The organism is Mesorhizobium sp. M0590 (genome assembly GCF_040320905.1).
Taxonomy (GTDB): domain Bacteria; phylum Pseudomonadota; class Alphaproteobacteria; order Rhizobiales; family Rhizobiaceae; genus Mesorhizobium.
The window spans coordinates 74,005-91,035 of the sequence record NZ_JAMYQN010000005.1 but is presented as its reverse complement, the minus strand read 5'-3'; the positions used below and the strand labels follow the sequence as shown (position 1 = coordinate 91,035).

General features: G+C 63.3%; 16 protein-coding genes. 13 read left to right on the top strand and 3 right to left on the bottom strand.

All coding sequences use genetic code 11. The annotated features are described in order from the left end of the window. Nucleotides 1-10 precede the first annotated feature (10 nt). Complete coding sequence (locus NKI52_RS10725; RefSeq protein WP_352697915.1) at nucleotides 11-1,054, bottom strand: LacI family DNA-binding transcriptional regulator; 1,044 nt, start codon at nucleotides 1,052-1,054, stop codon at nucleotides 11-13. 227 nt (nucleotides 1,055-1,281) lie between these two features. Here NKI52_RS10725 and NKI52_RS10720 point away from each other — a divergent pair, with 227 nt between their 5' ends. From NKI52_RS10720 to NKI52_RS10675, 10 genes are all read left to right on the top strand, one after another. Further along, on the top strand, nucleotides 1,282-2,256 hold the full coding sequence (locus tag NKI52_RS10720) for a sugar-binding transcriptional regulator (protein ID WP_023676028.1): 975 nt from the start codon (nucleotides 1,282-1,284) through the stop codon (nucleotides 2,254-2,256). Between the two features lie 44 nt (nucleotides 2,257-2,300). After that, entirely contained in the window at nucleotides 2,301-3,746 is a 1,446-nt protein-coding gene (locus NKI52_RS10715; RefSeq protein ID WP_023676027.1) for an ABC transporter substrate-binding protein, read from the top strand. 152 nt (nucleotides 3,747-3,898) lie between these two features. Then, complete coding sequence (locus NKI52_RS10710) at nucleotides 3,899-4,822, top strand: carbohydrate ABC transporter permease (protein WP_352697913.1); 924 nt, start codon at nucleotides 3,899-3,901, stop codon at nucleotides 4,820-4,822. Between the two features lie 9 nt (nucleotides 4,823-4,831). Continuing rightward, entirely contained in the window at nucleotides 4,832-5,689 is an 858-nt protein-coding gene (locus tag NKI52_RS10705) for a carbohydrate ABC transporter permease (protein WP_023676025.1), read from the top strand. 4 nt (nucleotides 5,690-5,693) lie between these two features. Further along, the gene (locus tag NKI52_RS10700; RefSeq protein ID WP_023676024.1) at nucleotides 5,694-6,812 is read left to right on the top strand and encodes an ABC transporter ATP-binding protein; all 1,119 of its coding nucleotides are present in this window, start codon (nucleotides 5,694-5,696) and stop codon (nucleotides 6,810-6,812) included. Further along, complete coding sequence (locus tag NKI52_RS10695) at nucleotides 6,809-7,933, top strand: ABC transporter ATP-binding protein (RefSeq protein ID WP_023676023.1); 1,125 nt, start codon at nucleotides 6,809-6,811, stop codon at nucleotides 7,931-7,933. The genes NKI52_RS10700 and NKI52_RS10695 overlap by 4 nt, the downstream gene beginning before the upstream one ends. Next, nucleotides 7,933-9,495: an FGGY-family carbohydrate kinase gene (locus tag NKI52_RS10690; RefSeq protein ID WP_023676022.1), complete on the top strand. Its 1,563-nt coding sequence runs from the start codon at nucleotides 7,933-7,935 to the stop codon at nucleotides 9,493-9,495. Before NKI52_RS10695 ends, NKI52_RS10690 begins: the two co-directional genes overlap by 1 nt. Nucleotides 9,496-9,502: 7 nt before the next feature. Beyond that, nucleotides 9,503-10,543, top strand: a complete 1,041-nt coding sequence (locus NKI52_RS10685; protein ID WP_023676021.1) for a 2-hydroxyacid dehydrogenase — start codon at nucleotides 9,503-9,505, stop codon at nucleotides 10,541-10,543. 19 nt (nucleotides 10,544-10,562) lie between these two features. After that, nucleotides 10,563-12,080, top strand: coding sequence for a glycerol-3-phosphate dehydrogenase (locus NKI52_RS10680; protein WP_352697911.1), 1,518 nt, complete (start codon nucleotides 10,563-10,565; stop codon nucleotides 12,078-12,080). Further along, nucleotides 12,080-13,018, top strand: coding sequence for a sugar phosphate isomerase/epimerase family protein (locus NKI52_RS10675; RefSeq protein WP_023676019.1), 939 nt, complete (start codon nucleotides 12,080-12,082; stop codon nucleotides 13,016-13,018). Before NKI52_RS10680 ends, NKI52_RS10675 begins: the two co-directional genes overlap by 1 nt. Before the next feature lie 47 nt (nucleotides 13,019-13,065). On the opposite strand, the gene fba is transcribed toward NKI52_RS10675, so the two are convergent. Beyond that, a complete protein-coding gene (gene fba, locus NKI52_RS10670; RefSeq protein WP_023676018.1) occupies nucleotides 13,066-14,130 on the bottom strand; it encodes a class II fructose-bisphosphate aldolase in 1,065 nt (354 codons plus the stop codon). 256 nt (nucleotides 14,131-14,386) lie between these two features. Here fba and NKI52_RS10665 point away from each other — a divergent pair, with 256 nt between their 5' ends. The 3 genes from NKI52_RS10665 to derI are packed head-to-tail and all read left to right on the top strand — an operon-like array spanning nucleotide 14,387 to nucleotide 16,390. Further along, on the top strand, nucleotides 14,387-15,151 hold the full coding sequence (locus tag NKI52_RS10665; protein ID WP_023676017.1) for a DeoR/GlpR family DNA-binding transcription regulator: 765 nt from the start codon (nucleotides 14,387-14,389) through the stop codon (nucleotides 15,149-15,151). Nucleotides 15,152-15,161: 10 nt separating this feature from the next. Further along, nucleotides 15,162-15,920 carry a triose-phosphate isomerase gene (locus NKI52_RS10660; protein ID WP_023676016.1) on the top strand — a complete coding sequence of 253 codons (759 nt, stop codon included), beginning with the start codon at nucleotides 15,162-15,164 and terminating at the stop codon, nucleotides 15,918-15,920. Nucleotides 15,921-15,946: 26 nt separating this feature from the next. Further along, the gene (derI, locus tag NKI52_RS10655; protein WP_023676015.1) at nucleotides 15,947-16,390 is read left to right on the top strand and encodes a D-erythrulose-4-phosphate isomerase; all 444 of its coding nucleotides are present in this window, start codon (nucleotides 15,947-15,949) and stop codon (nucleotides 16,388-16,390) included. Here the strand turns inward: derI and dhaL are convergent. Further along, nucleotides 16,387-17,025, bottom strand: a complete 639-nt coding sequence (gene dhaL, locus NKI52_RS10650) for a dihydroxyacetone kinase subunit DhaL (protein WP_023676014.1) — start codon at nucleotides 17,023-17,025, stop codon at nucleotides 16,387-16,389. The genes derI and dhaL overlap by 4 nt on opposite strands. Nucleotides 17,026-17,031: the final 6 nt, after the last annotated feature.

Genomic DNA, 17,031 nt, shown 5'->3' with positions numbered 1-17,031 from the left:
CGCTAAGGCGTCAGTTCCGTCCTGTGGGTGCCGGGCCATGGCTTGCCCGCGAGACAAGTGTCGGCCGGACCAGCCGCGTCAGTGGCGCGTCCGGCCTGTCGCCGATGACGGTCAGCAGCATCTCGCCGATCTCGCGCGCGCACCGGCGGATCGAGGCGTCGAAAGTGGTCAGCCCCGGCGGCGCATAGGCGGAGGCGGCTATGTTGTCGAAGCCGATCACCGAAAGGTCGCGAGGAATGGCAAGTCCGGCGCGCCCCGCCTCTTCCATCACAGTCAGCGCCAGCTCGTCGAACAGCGCGACAATCGCCGTCGGCCGCTCGGTGGCGTGCAGAAGCCGGATGATTGCCTGGATGCGGGCACCGCGATCGAAACGCGGCGCCGTCGCCACATCGAGCCTGACGGACGGATCGCCCCGGCGGGCGATCGCCGCGGCGAGCCCGTCCTGTCTGAGATGGCGAAATGTCATCGGCTCGGAAATCGTCACCAGGCCGAAATGGCGGTGTCCGAGATCGTAGAGCATGTCGAAGGCCTCGCCGAATGCGTGCGCGCCATCGGTATCGAGCCAATGGTAGGCAAAGTCGCCGTCGAGCACCCGGCCATGCGCGACGAACGGGAAATTGCGGTGACGCAGATAGGCAAGCCGCTCGTCGACCTCGGCGATGCGGGTGACGACGACCCCATCGGCGCGTCCGGATTCGACGACATGGCGAAGCACGGAAAGTTCCGACTGGCCCTGCGCCGCTGCGGCCAGGATCAGGTCGGAGCCGTGCGAAACCAACCCTTCGCCGAGCCCGGTGACGAATTCGCCGAGGAAGGAATCGACCAGATTGGGGCCGCGGATCGGAAGCACCATGCCGACAAAGCCGCTGCGGCCGGAGACCAGCGTGCGGGCTGCGGTGTTCGGCACATAGCCGGCCTGATGCGCAGCCTCGGTGACACGTTGGCGCGTTTTCAAGGCGATCTGCTCGTGACCGGCAAGGGCGCGCGAAACGGTGGTAATCGACAGGCCGAGCTGCGCAGCAAGTTCCTTGAGGGTGGTAACGCGGGCCGGCATCGTTCCTCCCGAACGAAGTTTGAAACGTTTGTAATCACTTCAAGCGAAATTGCAAACGTTTTAAATAGCGCGCGGTCGGTGTTGTTTCTTGCCCGTTGGTTAGCACGGCCCTATTCGGCCCCGGCCGGCAAGCTCCTGGCCGGAGATTTAAACGCAGCGGTTGCTTGACTCGGGCGACGCCTTGTGAAAAATTTTGCAGCAACTGATAAAAATATCAAAGGGCGGAAATGGTTGGTTTTGGCAACGGCCTGCTGCGCGACGATGAGACCGGAATGGCAGCCCGTGCCGCCTGGCTTCACTATGCCGGCGGCCTGACCCAGTCGGAGGTCGCCAAACGGCTTGGCCTGACCAGTCTCAAGGCGCATCGCCTGATCACCAAGGCCAATCAGGAAGGCCTGGTCAAAGTCTACATCGACGGCGAAGTCTCAGAATGCGTGGAGCTTGAGGATGAGTTGTCCGGCCGGTACGGCCTCGACTACTGCGAGGTGGTTCCGGACTTCGATGCCGAAGACCTGCCGCTCAAGGCGCTCGGCATTGCTGGCGCGCAGTTTCTTAAGCGCGAGATCGAACGCGGCGAAGAGGCGCTGATCGGCGTCGGCCACGGCCGCACGCTTGCCGCCTGCGTGGAATATCTGCCGCGCATATCGGCCGGCAGGATCCGTTTCGTCTCGCTGCTTGGCGGCCTGACGCGCAAGTTCTCGGCCAACCCGCATGACGTCATCCACCGCGTCGCCGAGCGGACTGGTGCGGAGGCCTATGTGATGCCCGTACCGATGTTCGCCAACACGGTCGAGGATCGAACAGTGTTGCTCGGGCAGAAAGGCGTCAGCGATGTCTTCGACCTCGCCAAGTCCGCCGACTTGCTCATCGCCGGCATCGGCACCGCCGAACGTGAGGCCTCGCTTGTCGCCACCGGTATGATCGAGAAGGGCGAGATGGAGGAGATCCGCCGCAACGGCGGTGTCGGCGAACTGCTCGGCCATTTCTTCGACGATGCCGGAAAGGCCGTTGCGACGACGCTTTCCGACCGGGCGCTGGCACTGGCGCGCGAAGACATCAGCAACCGCAGGATTGTCGCCGTCGCCGGCGGCAAGGTGAAGGTTCGCGCCATCAAGTCAGTGCTGGAGGGCCGTTATCTCAAAGGCTTGATAACCGACGAGCGGACGGCGCGATCGCTCGTGGAACAGACGCCGGTCGGGTAGCCGGGAACCATTTCGTTGAAACTACCCTGTGGAGGAGAAGAGAAATGCATGAGAAAGAGAAAGACCTCATCGACGCATTCCTGCGTGGACAAGTCGACCGCCGTGGGCTGATCAAGGGCCTCGGTGCAATGGGCCTTGCCGCCAGCACCGCCGGCACACTGCTCAATTTCGGGCAGACCCGCGCCCTGGCGGCTGATTTCGACTGGCAGGCGCATAAGGGCAAAACCATCAAGCTGTTGCTCAACAAGCATCCTTACGCCGATGCGATGATCGCCAACCTCGACAATTTCAAGAAGCTGACCGGCATGGAAGTCGTCTATGACGTATTCCCGGAAGACGTCTATTTCGACAAGGTTACCGCCGCGCTGTCGGCCAGCTCGCCCGAATACGATGCCTTCATGACCGGCGCCTACATGACCTGGACCTACGGCCCGGCCGGCTGGATCACCGACCTCAACGAATGGATCAAGGATCCGGCCAAGACCAACCCGAAATATGCCTGGGACGACTTCCTGCCAGGCGTCAAGAACTCCTGCGCCTGGAACGGCCAGCCGGGCGGCGCGCTCGGTTCGGCGGACGCCAAGCAATGGTGCATTCCGTGGGGCTTCGAGCAGAACAATATCACCTACAACAAGGGCATGTTCGACAAGGTCGGCGTCAGCGTTCCCGGCAATATGGATGAGATGGTCGCTACGGCGGCGAAGCTCACCAAGGACGTCGGCGGTGGCGTCTACGGCATCGGCGTGCGCGGCTCGCGCTCCTGGGCAACGATCCACCCGGGCTTCCTGTCGGCCTACGCCAATTTCGACCAGAAGGACCTGAACGTCTCGGCTGACGGCAAGCTGTCGGCCGCGATGAACACCGCCGAATCCAAGGCTTTCCACAAGCAGTGGGTCCAGATGATCCAGGAGAGCGGCCCGAAGGACTGGTCGACCTACACCTGGTACCAGGTCGGCACCGATCTCGGTGCAGGTGCTTCGGCGATGATTTACGACGCCGACATCCTTGGCTACTTCATGAATGGCGGCGACAACAAGATGGCCGGCAAGCTCGCCTTTTCGGCATTCAAGGCCAATCCTGCCGCCAAGGCGCCGACGCCCAATATCTGGATCTGGTCGCTGTCGATGTCCAACTTCTCCAAGGACAAGGACGCAACCTGGTACTTCATGCAATGGGCATCCGGACCCGAGCATGCATTGTTCGGTGCGACCAAGATGGACTTCGTCAATCCGGTTCGTCAGTCGGTCTGGAACGACGAGATGTTCCGCGAGAAGCTGAACAAGAGCTATCCGGGTTATGTCGAGATGTTCGACGTCTCGGCGCCGGGCGCCAGCATCAAGTTCACCCCGCAGCCGCTGTTCTTCGATCTCACCACCGAATGGGCGGCGACGCTGCAGAAGATGGTGGCCAAGGAAGTGCCGGTCGACGAGGGCCTCGACAAGCTGGCCGAGAGCATCAACAGCCAGCTCAAGGAAGCCGGGCTCGGCTAAGCCGCGGCCAAGGCTGACCCGTCCGCGGGCCAGCCTTTGAGATGTGATACGTTTGCGACGCGGTCCCGAAAGGTGCCGCCTGCTCGCCCGACCGGCCGCCTTGCTCCCTTGGGCGGCCGGGACGGCGAAGCAACAGGATGACGGAGCAGCCGATGACTGCGGCGACAATACAAAGAAACAGGCCGTCGGGCTTCAGGATCAGCAAGCGGGTGCTGCCCTATCTCCTCAGCCTGCCGGCCCTGCTGGTCTGCATCGGCATCCTGATCCCGTTCCTGACGTCGGTGATCTATTCGTTCCAGCGCTACCGGTTGAGCCAACCCTGGGCGCGGCAGTTCAACTGGGGCGACAACTATATCTCTTTCTTCACCGATCCGAAGTTCTGGAACACGTTGCAGGTGTCGCTGCTCTACGCCGGCATCACCGTCGTGCTCGAGCTGCTTCTCGGTCTCGGCATCGCCATGCTGCTGCAGAAGCGCTCGACGCTGAACAACTTCATCTCGATCATGCTGCTGATGCCGCTGATGACGGCGCCGGCGCTCGCCGCGCTGATGTGGAAGCTGATGACCAATCCCGGTTTCGGCGTGCTCAGCTATCTCGCCAGCCTGATCGGGTTGCAGGATTTCCGCTGGGCCTCGTCTCCGTCGACGGCGCTGCTCACCGTCGTGCTCGTCGACATTTGGGTCTACACGCCCTTCATCATGATCCTGCTGCTTGCAGGCCTGCGCAGCCTGCCGACGCAGCCCTTCGAGGCGGCAGCACTCGACGGCGTGCCACGCAGCTTCGTCTTCTTCCGCATCACACTGCCGATGCTGACCCCCTACATCCTGACGGCGACCCTGTTCCGCCTGCTTGATTCCATCCAGCAGTTCGACATCATCTACGCCATGACGCAGGGCGGTCCGGGCGACACGCTGACCGTGTTCCAGGTCGAGGCCTATCTCAATTTCTTCCAGTCGACCAATGTCGGCCGCTCGGCGGCACTGATGATCATCCTGTGGGCGATCACCTATTTCCTCTCGAACATTTTCATCAAGAACTGGCTGCGGCTGCGCGAACGCGCCCGCGGCCAGGCATAGGAGGCTGGCGTGGAACACACCTCGCTTCTCGAACGCATCCTGCGCGGCATTGCCCTGGCGCTGGTCGTGATCTTCTTCATGTTCCCGATCGTCTGGATCCTGATGATGTCGTTCCAGACCAACGAGACAATCCTGCGGATTCCGCCGCAGCTTGTCTTCGAGCCGACGCTCGCCAACTACACTGCCTTGATCACCGGCAAGCTGATGACGGCGGCCGGCACGCTCGATATCGCCTTCATGCGCAACCTCTGGAATTCCGTCTTCCTGTCGGTCACCTCGGTTGCCGTCGCGTTGCTGCTCGGCGTTCCGGCGGCCTACGCCTTTGCGCGGCACAAATTCCGCGGCTCGGAGGACATTGCCTTTACGCTGCTGTCGTTCCGGTTTGCGCCGGCGCTGCTGGTGCTCCTGCCGCTCACCCTCTATTTCCAGAAGCTCGGGCTGGCCAACACCTATATCGGGCTGATCTGGGTCTATCAGCTGATCTGCCTGCCGTTGATCCTGTGGATCGTGCGCGGCTATTTCGAGGACATTCCCGCCGACATCGAATACGCCTACCGCATTGCCGGACATTCCTGGTTTGCCACCTTCCGCAAGATCGCGCTGCCGCTCGCCGGCCCAGGCATTGCCGCTGCCGGTCTGCTCGCCTTCATCTTTGCCTGGAACAATTTCGTTTTTGCGCTGGTGCTCGCCTCGGCCGACAAGCAGCCGGTGACGGTCGGCGCGCTCGCCTTCATCACCTCCTCGGGCATCCAGTACGGCCAGATCTCGGCGGCGATCGTGCTGTCGATCACGCCAACGCTGGCGCTCGCGCTCTATGCGCAACGCTATCTCGTCGAAGGCCTGTCGCTTGGCGCGGTGAAAGGATAGTCCGATGGCAAGCCTCGAACTGCGAAACATCGTCAAGCGCTATAAAAGCCAGACTGTTCTCGACAATCTGTCGCTGACCGTCGCCGACGGCGAAACGCTGGTCCTGTTCGGGCCGTCCGGCGCCGGCAAGACCGTGCTGCTGCGGCTGGTGGCCGGCGTCATCGACCCCGACGAGGGAAAGATACTCATCGGCGGCGAGGACATGACCGATCTCGACGCCGAGTTCCGCGGCGTCGGCATGGCATTTCAGAACTTCGCGCTGTTCCCGCATATGACGGCGTTCGATAACATTGCGACGCCGCTGCAGGCGAAGCACTCATCGCAAGGCACGATAAAGACCGGCGTCGAGAGCGTCGCCAAGCTGTTGAAAATCGGCCATGTGCTCAGCCACAAGCCACGGGCGCTGTCCAACGGCCAGAAGCAACGCACCGCACTTGCCCGCGCCCTGGTCGGCTCGCCGCCGCTGCTGCTGCTCGATGATCCCTTGCGCAACGTCGATGCCAAATTGCGCTTCGAAATGCGGCTGGAATTGCCAAGACTGCTGGCGGATCGTGGCGCGACCGTCATCTATGTCACCCAGGACTACAAGGAAGCGATGGCGCTCGGCGACCGCATCGCGGTGATGTCGCAGGGCGTCGTCAAACAGCTCGGCACGCCCGAGCAGATCTATCGCGAGCCGGCCAACGTCGAGATTGCCCGGCTGTTCGGCGACCCGACCATCAACCTTCTGGACGTCAAGCCGGCGCGGGACGCCAAGGGCATCTATGTCGGCCTGTCCAACGTCCAGGTCCATCTTGCCGGCGCGCATGAGGCGGCGGTCGGCCGCGACTGCGTGATCGGGCTGCGGCCGGAGGCGCTGGCGTTTGTCGATGAACGCACGCCCGGCGCCATCCCGGTGACGGTCGAGGCCGAGACGCCGCTCAACGAGAAGATCGTCACGCTGGTGCGCACCGTGCGCGGCCGTGAAATCCTGGTTTCGCGTCCGTCCGGGACACCGGGCCAATCCGAGGGCAAGGTCTACATCGCCGTCGACAGCAAAAGCGCCCTGCTGTTCGATCGCACAAGCGGCGAGCGCATCGGCTCGAAAAACGTCGTCAATTTGCGCAGTGGAGAAGCGGCATGAGCCCGAGCGCAATCACCGTTTCGGGCGTCGACAAGTTCTACGGCCCGATTGATCGCGGCGTGCACGCCGTCAAGAACCTGACGATGGAAATCGCCAAGGGCGAGATCGTGGCGCTGCTCGGCTCGTCCGGCTGCGGCAAGACGTCGACGTTGCGCATGATCGCAGGCTTCGAAGAGGTCTCGCGCGGTAGCATCTCGGTTGCCGGCCGCAAAGTGCACATGCTGCCTCCGGTCAAGCGCAACGTCGCGATGGCCTTCGAGGGCTATTCGCTCTATCCGCCGCTGACCGTGCGCGAGAACATGGCCTTCGCCCTCAAGGCTGCCAGGCTGGCGAAGAGTGCGGTCGATGCAAAGGTTGCCAATATCGCCAAGTTGCTTGAGATCGAGGACATTCTCGAGCGCTATCCGAGCTCGATCTCCGGTGGCCAGCAGCAGCGCGCCAGCCTCGGCCGGGCGCTGATCCGCGAGGCCGACCTGCATCTGCTGGACGAGCCGATGGGCCAGCTCGAGCCGCAGCTTCGCGCCGTGCTGCGCGGCCGCATCAAGCATTTCATCAAGGAGCGCGGCCTGACCGCGATCCTGGTCACCCACGACCAGACCGAGGCCAATGCGCTGGCCGACCGCATCGCCGTCATGGAGGGCGGCGTGCTGCAGCAGTTCGATACGCCTGACAGGCTCAAGGAGCGGCCGGCAAACCTGTTCACCGGCACCTTCGTTGGCGAGCCGCCGATGAATGTCTTCGAGGCCTATGTCGGCACGGCTGCCGGCAAGATCAGTCTCAAGCTGCCCGACGGGCTTTCGCTCGACTACGACAAGGATGCGTTCAGCGGCCCGGTTCGCGACGAATTGCTCAACCGGCAGCGCGTCGTCATCGGCGTCAGGCCCTATGCGGTCCGCCGCTCGAAGGATGGTGTGCCGGCGACGGTTTCGGCCAATCAATGGCTCGGCGACCAGACCCATATCGCCGCCGATTTCGCCGGCGGTTCGCTGGTCCTGGTCGAACATGACCGAACCCGCTTGGAGCTTGGCGCGCCGATCAAGATCAGCATCGATCCGAAAAACCTTCACGTCTTCGATCAGGCGAGCGGCAATGCCATTTCGCACGGCACGGAGCTTGCTTGATGCAGGATGTGCTGATCGGCATCGACGCCGGCACGTCTGTCATAAAATCCGTCGCCTTCGACACGGCGGGCAGGCAGATCGCGTCCGCCGCGCTGCCCAATAAATACGAGACACTGCCGGGCGGCGGCGCCGAGCAGGACCTGACACGCACCTGGGCCGATACCGCGACGACCTTGCGCGAGCTTGCCGATAAGGTGCCGGATCTCGCCAGCCGGACCATTGCCATCGCCGTGACCGGGCAGGGCGACGGTACCTGGCTGATCGACAAGGATGGCGAGCCGGTTGCCAAGGGCTGGCTGTGGCTCGACGCGCGCGCTGCCGCGGTCGTCGAGGAGATCCGCGCGCGGCCGGAGGACCGGCTGCGCTTCGAAAAGACCGGCAGCGGGCTCGCTGCCTGCCAGCAGGGATCGCAGTTCGTGTTCATGAAGCGCCACATGCCCGCGATGCTTGCCAATGCAGCGACGGCGTTCCACTGCAAGGACTGGCTCTATTTCAAGTTGACCGGCCACCGCGCCACCGACCCGTCCGAGGGCACCTTCACCTTCGGCGACTTCCGCACGCGCGGCTATTGCGATGATGTGCTCGAGGTACTCGGCGTCACCGATCTCCGGCATCTGTTGCCGCCCATCGTCGATGGCACCAGGCAAAGCACCTCGCTGTCGGTGGCAGCAGCCGATGCGACTGGCCTGCTCGCCGGCACACCGGTCGTTCTGGCCTATGTCGATGTCGCCTGCACGGCGCTCGGCGCCGGCCTGTTCGATCGCGAACGCAAGCCGGGATGCTCGATCATCGGCTCCACCGGAATGCATATGCGGCTTGCCGAAACGCCGGACGAGGTTCTGCTCAACGAGGCTGCAACCGGCTACACGATGACGATGCCGGCACCCGGCGTCTTTGCGCAGATGCAGTCGAACATGGCGGCAACGCTCAATATCGACTGGGTCCTTGGCCTCGCCTCCGGCATTCTCGCCTCGCAAGGTATTACGCGGACCAATGGCGAGATGATCGCGCTGGTCGACCAGTGGATATCGTCGTCCGAGCCAGGCTCGCTGCTCTACCAGCCCTATGTCTCGGAGGCCGGCGAGCGCGGGCCGTTCGTCGATGCCAATGCCAGGGCCGGCTTCATCGGCATTTCGTCCAGGCACGGCTATGCCGACATGGTCCGCGCGGTGTTCGAGGGGCTGGCTTTCGCGGCACGCGATTGCTACGCCGCCATGGGGCCACTGCCCAAGGAAATCCGCCTGACCGGCGGAGCGGCCAGGAGCCCGGCTCTGCGCAAGATCCTGGGTGCTGCGGTCGGAGCCGACATTCGCACCAGCGAACGCGAGGAGGCCGGTGCTGCGGGCGCCGCAATGATTGCTGCGGTCTGCGTCGGCCAATACGCATCGATGGACGATTGCGTCAGCGAATGGGTCACGCCTTTGCTCCGTACGGCCGAACCCAGCGATCGGAAACTTGCCGCTGCCTATGAGGCGATGGCTCCGTCCTACACATTGGCGCATGAGGCGCTGCGGCCGGTCTGGCGCTCGATGGCCGCGTCCAGGCAAACCGACGTGAATTGAGAAGAGCATGCCCAAGAAAATTGCGATCATCGGCGACCGCTTCATGCTTCCGGAAGTGTTTCGCGAGAAAATCGAGGCGGCCTGCGGCGACAATCTCGACATCCGCAGCATTGAGACCGCTTGGCCCGACGAGCCGATGCAATTCGGCAATGCCGCGCTTGGTCTGGACAAGGTCAAGGAGTATTTCGGCGATCCCGACGAGGTGGTGGATTTCATCGGCGACGCCGAAATCTTCGTCACCCAGCTTGCGCCGCTCTCCGAAAGCATGATGCAGCGCCTGCCCACGCTCAAGCTGGTTGCGGTCTCGCGCGGCGGACCGATCAACATCGACATGGCCGCCGCCAAGGCCCACGGCATTACCGTTGTCAATGTGCCCGGCCGCAATGCCAGCGCCGTAGCCGAGTTCACCATCGGCGCCATTCTCGCCGAAACGCGGCTGATCCGCGTCGGCCACGAAGCCTTGCGCAAGGGCGAGTGGCGCGGCGATCTCTACCGCGCCGACCGTACCGGCCGCGAGCTCAACGAAATGACCGTCGGCGTCATCGGCTACGGCAATATCGGCACCAGGCTGGTACGGCTGCTGCGCGCCTTCGGCTGCCGCATCCTGGTCTGCGATCCCTATGTGCAATTGAACGCCGAGGACCGCAATGCCGGGGTCGAACTGGTTGCGCTGGACGATCTCCTATCGCGCTCCGATGTGGTCACGCTGCATTCCCGGGTCACCGAGGAGACGCGCGGCCTGATCGGCAAGGACGCCATCGCCCGGATGAAGCCCGGCGTGATCTTCGTCAATACCGCGCGCGGACCGCTGGTCGACTACGATGCGCTCTACGAGGCGCTCGTCTCGGGACACATCGGCAGTGCTATGCTGGAGACGTTCGCCGTCGAGCCAGTGCCTGCCGACTGGCCGCTGTTGCAACTGCCGAACGTGACGCTGACGCCGCATATCGCCGGCGCGTCGGTACGCACCGTGACCTACGCGGCCGAGCAGGCGGCCGAGGAAGTGCGCCGCTTCATCGCCGGTCTGCCTCCGGTCAATCCATGCTGACGACAGGGCATAGAGCGAGATGAGCGGTGAAACCGAAATCGTCGACCTCTTCGTCATCGGCGGCGGCGTCAATGGCGCCGGTATCGCGCGCGATGCGGCAGGCCGGGGGCTGTCGGTCATTCTTTGCGAAAAAGACGATCTCGCCGAGGGCACCAGTTCGCGATCGGGAAAGCTCGTTCATGGCGGTTTGCGCTATCTCGAATATTACGAGTTCCGCTTGGTGCGGGAGGCGCTGATCGAACGCGAGGTGCTGCTCGAATCCGCGCCGCACATCATCTGGCCGATGCGCTTCGTGCTGCCGCACAGCCCCGATGACCGGCCGGCCTGGCTGGTCCGGCTCGGCCTGTTCCTCTACGACCATCTTGGCGGCCGCAAGCGGCTGCCGGCCACGCGTACGCTCGACCTGCGCACCGCGCACGAAGGCGCGCCGATCAAGGACGCCTTCAAGCGCGGCTTCGAATATTCTGACTGCTGGGTCGATGACGCTCGCCTGGTCGTCATCGACGCGCTCGACGCCGCTGAGCGCGGAGCCAGGATATTCACCCGCACCGCCTGCATAGCCGCCCGTCGCGAAAACGGCCTGTGGTCGATCGAGATGCGCGACGGTCGAACCGGCGTCAGGACCACAGTCCGGGCACGGGCGCTGATCAACGCCGCCGGACCCTGGGTCGACGACGTCATCAACCGCGTCGCCGGCCAGAATTCCAGGCGCAACGTGCGCCTGGTCAAGGGCAGCCACATCGTCGTGCCAAAATTCTGGGAAGGGCGGCAGGCCTATCTCGTTCAGAACAGCGACAAGCGGGTGATCTTCATCAATCCCTATCAGAACGATCTGGCGCTGATCGGCACCACTGACATTCCCTATGACGGGCGGCCGGAGGACGTGACCGCCGATGCGAGCGAGATCGATTACCTGATCAAGGCAGTCAATCGCTACTTCAAGCGCCAGCTCGCACGAAGCGACGTCGTCTACTCGTTTTCCGGCGTCAGGCCGCTCTATGACGACAATGCCGACAATCCGAGCGCGGTGACCCGCGATTACATATTCGAACTCGACGCACCGGCTGGGCAGGCGCCGCTGCTTTCGGTCTTCGGCGGCAAGATCACCACCTTCCGCAAATTGGCCGAGCACGCGCTCGACCGTATCGCCCCGTTCTTTCCGAAAATGGGCAAGCCGTGGACCTCGAAAGGGCACCTGCCGGGCGGCGATATCGCCAATGCCGATTTCGAGCAGTTTCTGGGCGACCTCGGCCATGAATTTCCCTGGATGCCGGCATCGCTGGTCAAGCATTACGGCAGGCTCTACGGCACAAGGACGCGCGATCTGGTCGGCGCGGCCACCTCGCTCGCCGAACTGGGCCGGCGCTTCGGCAAGGATTTTTTCGAGCGCGAAGCCAATTACCTGTTCGAGCATGAATGGGCCGAGACCGCCGCCGATATTCTCGAAAGGCGCACCAAGCACGGCCTGCATCTGTCCGCCGCGGAAAGAACCGCCTTCGAGGACTGGTGCTCGAGCCGGCTGGCAAAGGCCGGCTGATGGCCTTTACGCTTTCGCTCAACACCAATCCGCTGGTCAACCGCTTTGCGGAGCCGGACGACCTGATCGACGCGATCGCCTATCAGATCGGTATCAGGGACGTCCAACTCACCCATGAATTCGTCAATCCCGGCTGGCCGGCGGCGACGATCGCCAAATTCGTCCGCCTGTTCCGCTCCGCGCTCAACCGCACCGGTGTGCGCGTGACCTCCGCGATGACCGGCCCTTACGGCCGGCTCAATCATTTCGGCCATCCCGATGCCGACGTGCGGCGCTACTACGTCGACTGGTTCAAGACCTTTTCAGAAGTTTCGGCCGAGCTCGGCGCCGCGGGCATGGGCACGCAATTCGCGATCTTCACCCACCGGGATTACGACAATCCTGAACGTCGCGCGCGGCTTTTCGACATCGCGCTGGAATGCTGGCGCGAGGTCGCCGAGCATGCCAAAGCAGCCGGCTTGACCTACCTGTTCTGGGAGCCGATGTCGGTCGGCCGCGAATTCGGCCATACGATCGAAAGCTGCCGGGCACTGCAGCGCGAGATCGAAGCGGCCGGCATGGCCGTCCCGCTCAAGATGATGGTCGACATCGACCATGGCGACGTGACCTCGAGCAATCCGGCGGACACCGACCCTTATGCCTGGGCCGAAGCCTTTCCCAGGCAATCGCCGATCATCCACGTCAAGCAGTCGTCGATGAACAAGGGCGGCCATTGGCCGTTCACTGCGACCTACAACAACGACGGCCGTATCACGCCGGAAAAGCTCCTTCAGACAGTGCGTCGCGGCGGCGGCGTCGACAACGAGATCTGCCTGGAATTGTCGTTCCGCGAGCGCGAGCCCGTCGACCACGAGGTCATCGCCATGATCCGCGAGTCGGTCGACTACTGGGCACCATTTATCGAGACCGGCAGGGCCGATCTCTTGCCGCGAGCATGATCGGATGAGCAGGAGCTGAGGCAGCTCCTGCTCAGAACCGGAATACGTCAGCCAAATTTCGGATCGAGGCTTCCGGACTTGTAGCGCTTGGCCATTTCCGACAGCGGCAGCGGCTTGATCTTCGGTGCGTTGCCGGCGGTGCCGAACTGCTCGAAGCGCTCCTTGCACAGCTTCCGCATCGCGGCCATTGCCGGCGTCAGATATTTGCGCGGATCGAATTCGCTCGGGTTCTCGGTCAGCACCTTGCGGATTGCGCCGGTCAGCGCCATGCGGTTGTCGGTATCGATATTGATCTTGCGCACCCCGTGCTTGATGCCGCGCTGGATCTCTTCGACCGGCACGCCCCATGTCGGCTTCATCTGGCCGCCATATTTGTTGATGATCTCCTGCAACTCCTCTGGCACCGAGGACGAGCCGTGCATGACGAGATGCATGCTCGGCAGACGGCGGTGGATTTCCTCGATGACGTTCATGGCCAGCACAGCGCCGTCCGGCTTGCGGCTGAACTTGTAGGCGCCGTGGCTGGTGCCCATGGCGACGGCCAGCGCATCGACACGGGTGTCGCGCACGAATTGTTCGGCCTGCACCGGGTCGGTCAGCAGCTGGTCGTGGCTGATGACGCCCTCGACGCCATGGCCGTCTTCCTGCTCGCCGCCGCCCATCTCAAGCGATCCAAGGACGCCGATCTCGCCTTCCACCGAGACGCCGCCCCAATGCGCCATGTCGACGACGCGGCGGGTGATGCCGGAATTATAGGCGTAGTCGGCCGGCGTCTTGCCGTCTTCCCTCAGCGATCCGTCCATCATCACGGAGGTGAAGCCGTGCTGGATCGCGGTGACGCAGGTCGCTTCGTTGTTGCCATGGTCGAGATGCATGCAGACCGGGATATCGGGATGGATTTCGACCAGCGCGTCGATCAGCTTGGCCAGCACCACATCGTTGGCGTAGGCTCGCGCGCCGCGGCTCGCCTGCAGGATAACCGGCGATTTGGTCTCCTCGGCTGCCTCCATGATGGCGAGGCCCTGTTCCATATTGTTCATGTTGAAGGCAGGCACGCCGTAGCCGTATTCGGCGGCATGATCGAGCAATTGTCTCAGTGTGATGCGAGCCACTCAGTAGTCTCCCGTATCCGGTTTCGAGCCAGTGTTTGCGGGCCGTTCGGTTGTCGTCGAGCCCCTGATGCTTCTGGCCGGATTTCCGCGGCACCGCAACCGCTGGGCGCTCGGCCGGCAGCAATTCTTGTTACAGGACGCGAGCAGAAGCGTCATGATATCCCATGGAGATATAACATTATCACAAAAAATTTGGTGGCTTGTGCGACGTTTGCTGTTATATCTCGGAACCGGATTGCACGAGGAAGCCGCGGAAATGAAGAGCGACGGCCGTCGGCAAGGCATCATGGATTTTCTGATGGACATCGGCACCGCCAGTGTCGACGATCTTGCCTCACGCTTCGGCGTGTCAAAGATGACTGTCCACCGCGACCTCGACGAGCTCGAGGAAAGCGGCTTCCTGCGCAAGGTGCGCGGCGGCGCCTCGATCCAGCCGAGCAGCCTTTTCGAGAGCGATTTCCGCTACCGCCAGCGGCTGGCCGGCGACGAAAAGAAGCGCATCGCCGCCGCTGCCGTGACGATGATCGAACCGGGTCAGACGGTGATCATCGACGACGGCTCAACCGCGGGCGGCGTTGCTCGGCATCTTGCCGATCTGCGTCCGCTGACGGTGATCTCGAACAATCTGGCTGTCATCCAGGATTTGGCGGGCGTTGCCGGCATCAACCTGATTGCGCTCGGCGGCCAATACAACAAGAAGTTTCACGGCTTCTTCGGCCTGCTCGCCGAGGACACGCTGAAATCATTGCGCGCCGATGTCGCGTTCCTGTCGTCATCGGCCATCCATGGTGCCTCTGCCTTTCACCAGGATCAGGAAGTGGTCCAGACCAAACGGCTGATGATGGCCGCAGCAGCGCGCAAATATCTGCTGGTCGATCATGGGAAATTCGGCCGCACTGCCTTGCACTTCCTGACAGATCTCAAGGCCTTTGACACGGTCTTCACCGGCCGCGAGCCGCAGCCGCAGATGCGCGCCGCGCTGGATGGTGCCGGCGTTTCGCTGACAGTGATCGCAGAATAGGAGGGCACGCATGGTTTATTGGGTCGGCACCAGCTGGAAAATGAACAAGACGCTCGCCGAGGCGATGGCTTTCGCCGAGGCGCTGGCGGAGTTCGTCCCCGGTTTCGACGAGCGCATCCAGCCTTTCGTCATCCCGCCCTTCACGGCGATCCGCGAGGTCAAGAAAGCGCTGTCGCCGACGCGCATCAAGGTCGGCGCGCAGAACATGCATTGGACCGACGCCGGCGCCTGGACCGGCGAGATCTCGCCGGTCATGCTGAAAGACTGCGGGCTCGACATGGTCGAGCTCGGCCACAGCGAACGGCGCGAGCATTTCGGCGAGACCGACAAGGCTGTCGGGCTGAAGACTGCGGCGGCGGTGAAGCACGGTCTCGTGCCACTCATCTGCGTCGGCGAGACCTTGGCTCAACGCGACAGCGGGCAGGCCGCTGCGGTGCTGGCCTTGCAGGTGCACGGCGCGCTGCAGTTTCTCGAAGGCGCGGCGAAGGCGGCGACGATCCTGTTTGCCTATGAGCCCGTCTGGGCGATCGGCGACAAGGGCGTGCCGGCCAGTTCGGACTATGCCGACAGGCAGCAGGCGCTAATCAAGAAAATCGCACGCGACCTGCTGCCGATGGTGCCGCCGGTGCTTTATGGCGGCAGCGTCAATCCGCAAAATGCCGCCGAACTGGTCGGCCAGCCCAACATCGACGGCTTGTTCATCGGCCGCTCGGCCTGGCAGGCGGACGGCTATGTCGACATCCTCAAGCGCGCCTCGGCGGCGATCTGAATCATCAAACAGGAAGGAAACGGAACATGAAAATTGCCATTGGAGCTGATAGCGCCGGCAAGCCGCTGCTCGACGTCATTGCCGCTCACCTCGCTACCAAGCCCGGCCTCACGGTTAGCGACCTCAGCCAGTCGGGCTACTATGCCGACCTGTCACAGAAGCTCGCGCAGACCATCCTGGACGGCGAAAACGATCGCGGCATCCTGTTTTGCGGCACCGGCATCGGCGTATCCATATCCGCCAACAAGGTGCCCGGCATTCGCGCCGCACTCACCCACGACACCTATTCGGCAGAGCGCGCCGCGAAATCCAACAACGCCCAGATCATCACCATGGGCGCGCGCGTCATCGGCCCGGAACTGGCCAAGTCGATCGTCGACGCCTGGCTCGCATCGGAATTCGATGAGAAGGGACCATCGGCCGGCAATGTCCAGGCCATCGACAGGCTCGACGCGGCGAAGCGGGGCTAAGCCAGACTGTTCCGCATCGCCCTGATGATCGTCACGGCCGACGCGGCGCCGGGGTCCATATGCCCGAGCGAGCGCTCGCCGAGCCGCGATGAGCGGCCCTTGGCGGCGATCATGTCCTTGGTCGCCTCGGCACCTCGTTCGGCCGCTGCAAGTGCAGCCTCCAGGCTCTCGGACAGGCTCTTGCCGGCTTCCTGCGCGGCACCCGCTGCTTGCGCCGCCGGCAGCCAGGCGTCGACCATGGTCTTTTCGCCGAGCTCGGCCTTGCCGCGATCCTGGATGCCTTGCGCCATCGCCCGGAGCATGGCGATGATGTCAGCGTCCTCCAGAATTGCCTTGCCTTTGACGGCGGCGGCACCGCGCATGAAGGCGGTCGCATAGAGCGGGCCTGACGAGGCGCCGACCGCGTTGAGGAAGGATTTCGCCGCAGTGTTGAGCAGCGCCGTCGGCTCGGTCGCCGCGAGGTCGAGTTGCGCTAGTGCATCGCGCGCAGCACTGAAGCCTAGTGCCATGGCGATGCCATGGTCGGCGTCGCCGATGACGCCGTCGAGTTGGCAGAGCCTGTCCTTGTCGGCGTCGATCGCCGCCGCGATCTCATCGAACATTCTTTTCAAGCCGACTGAATCGATCGAGGTCATGATGCT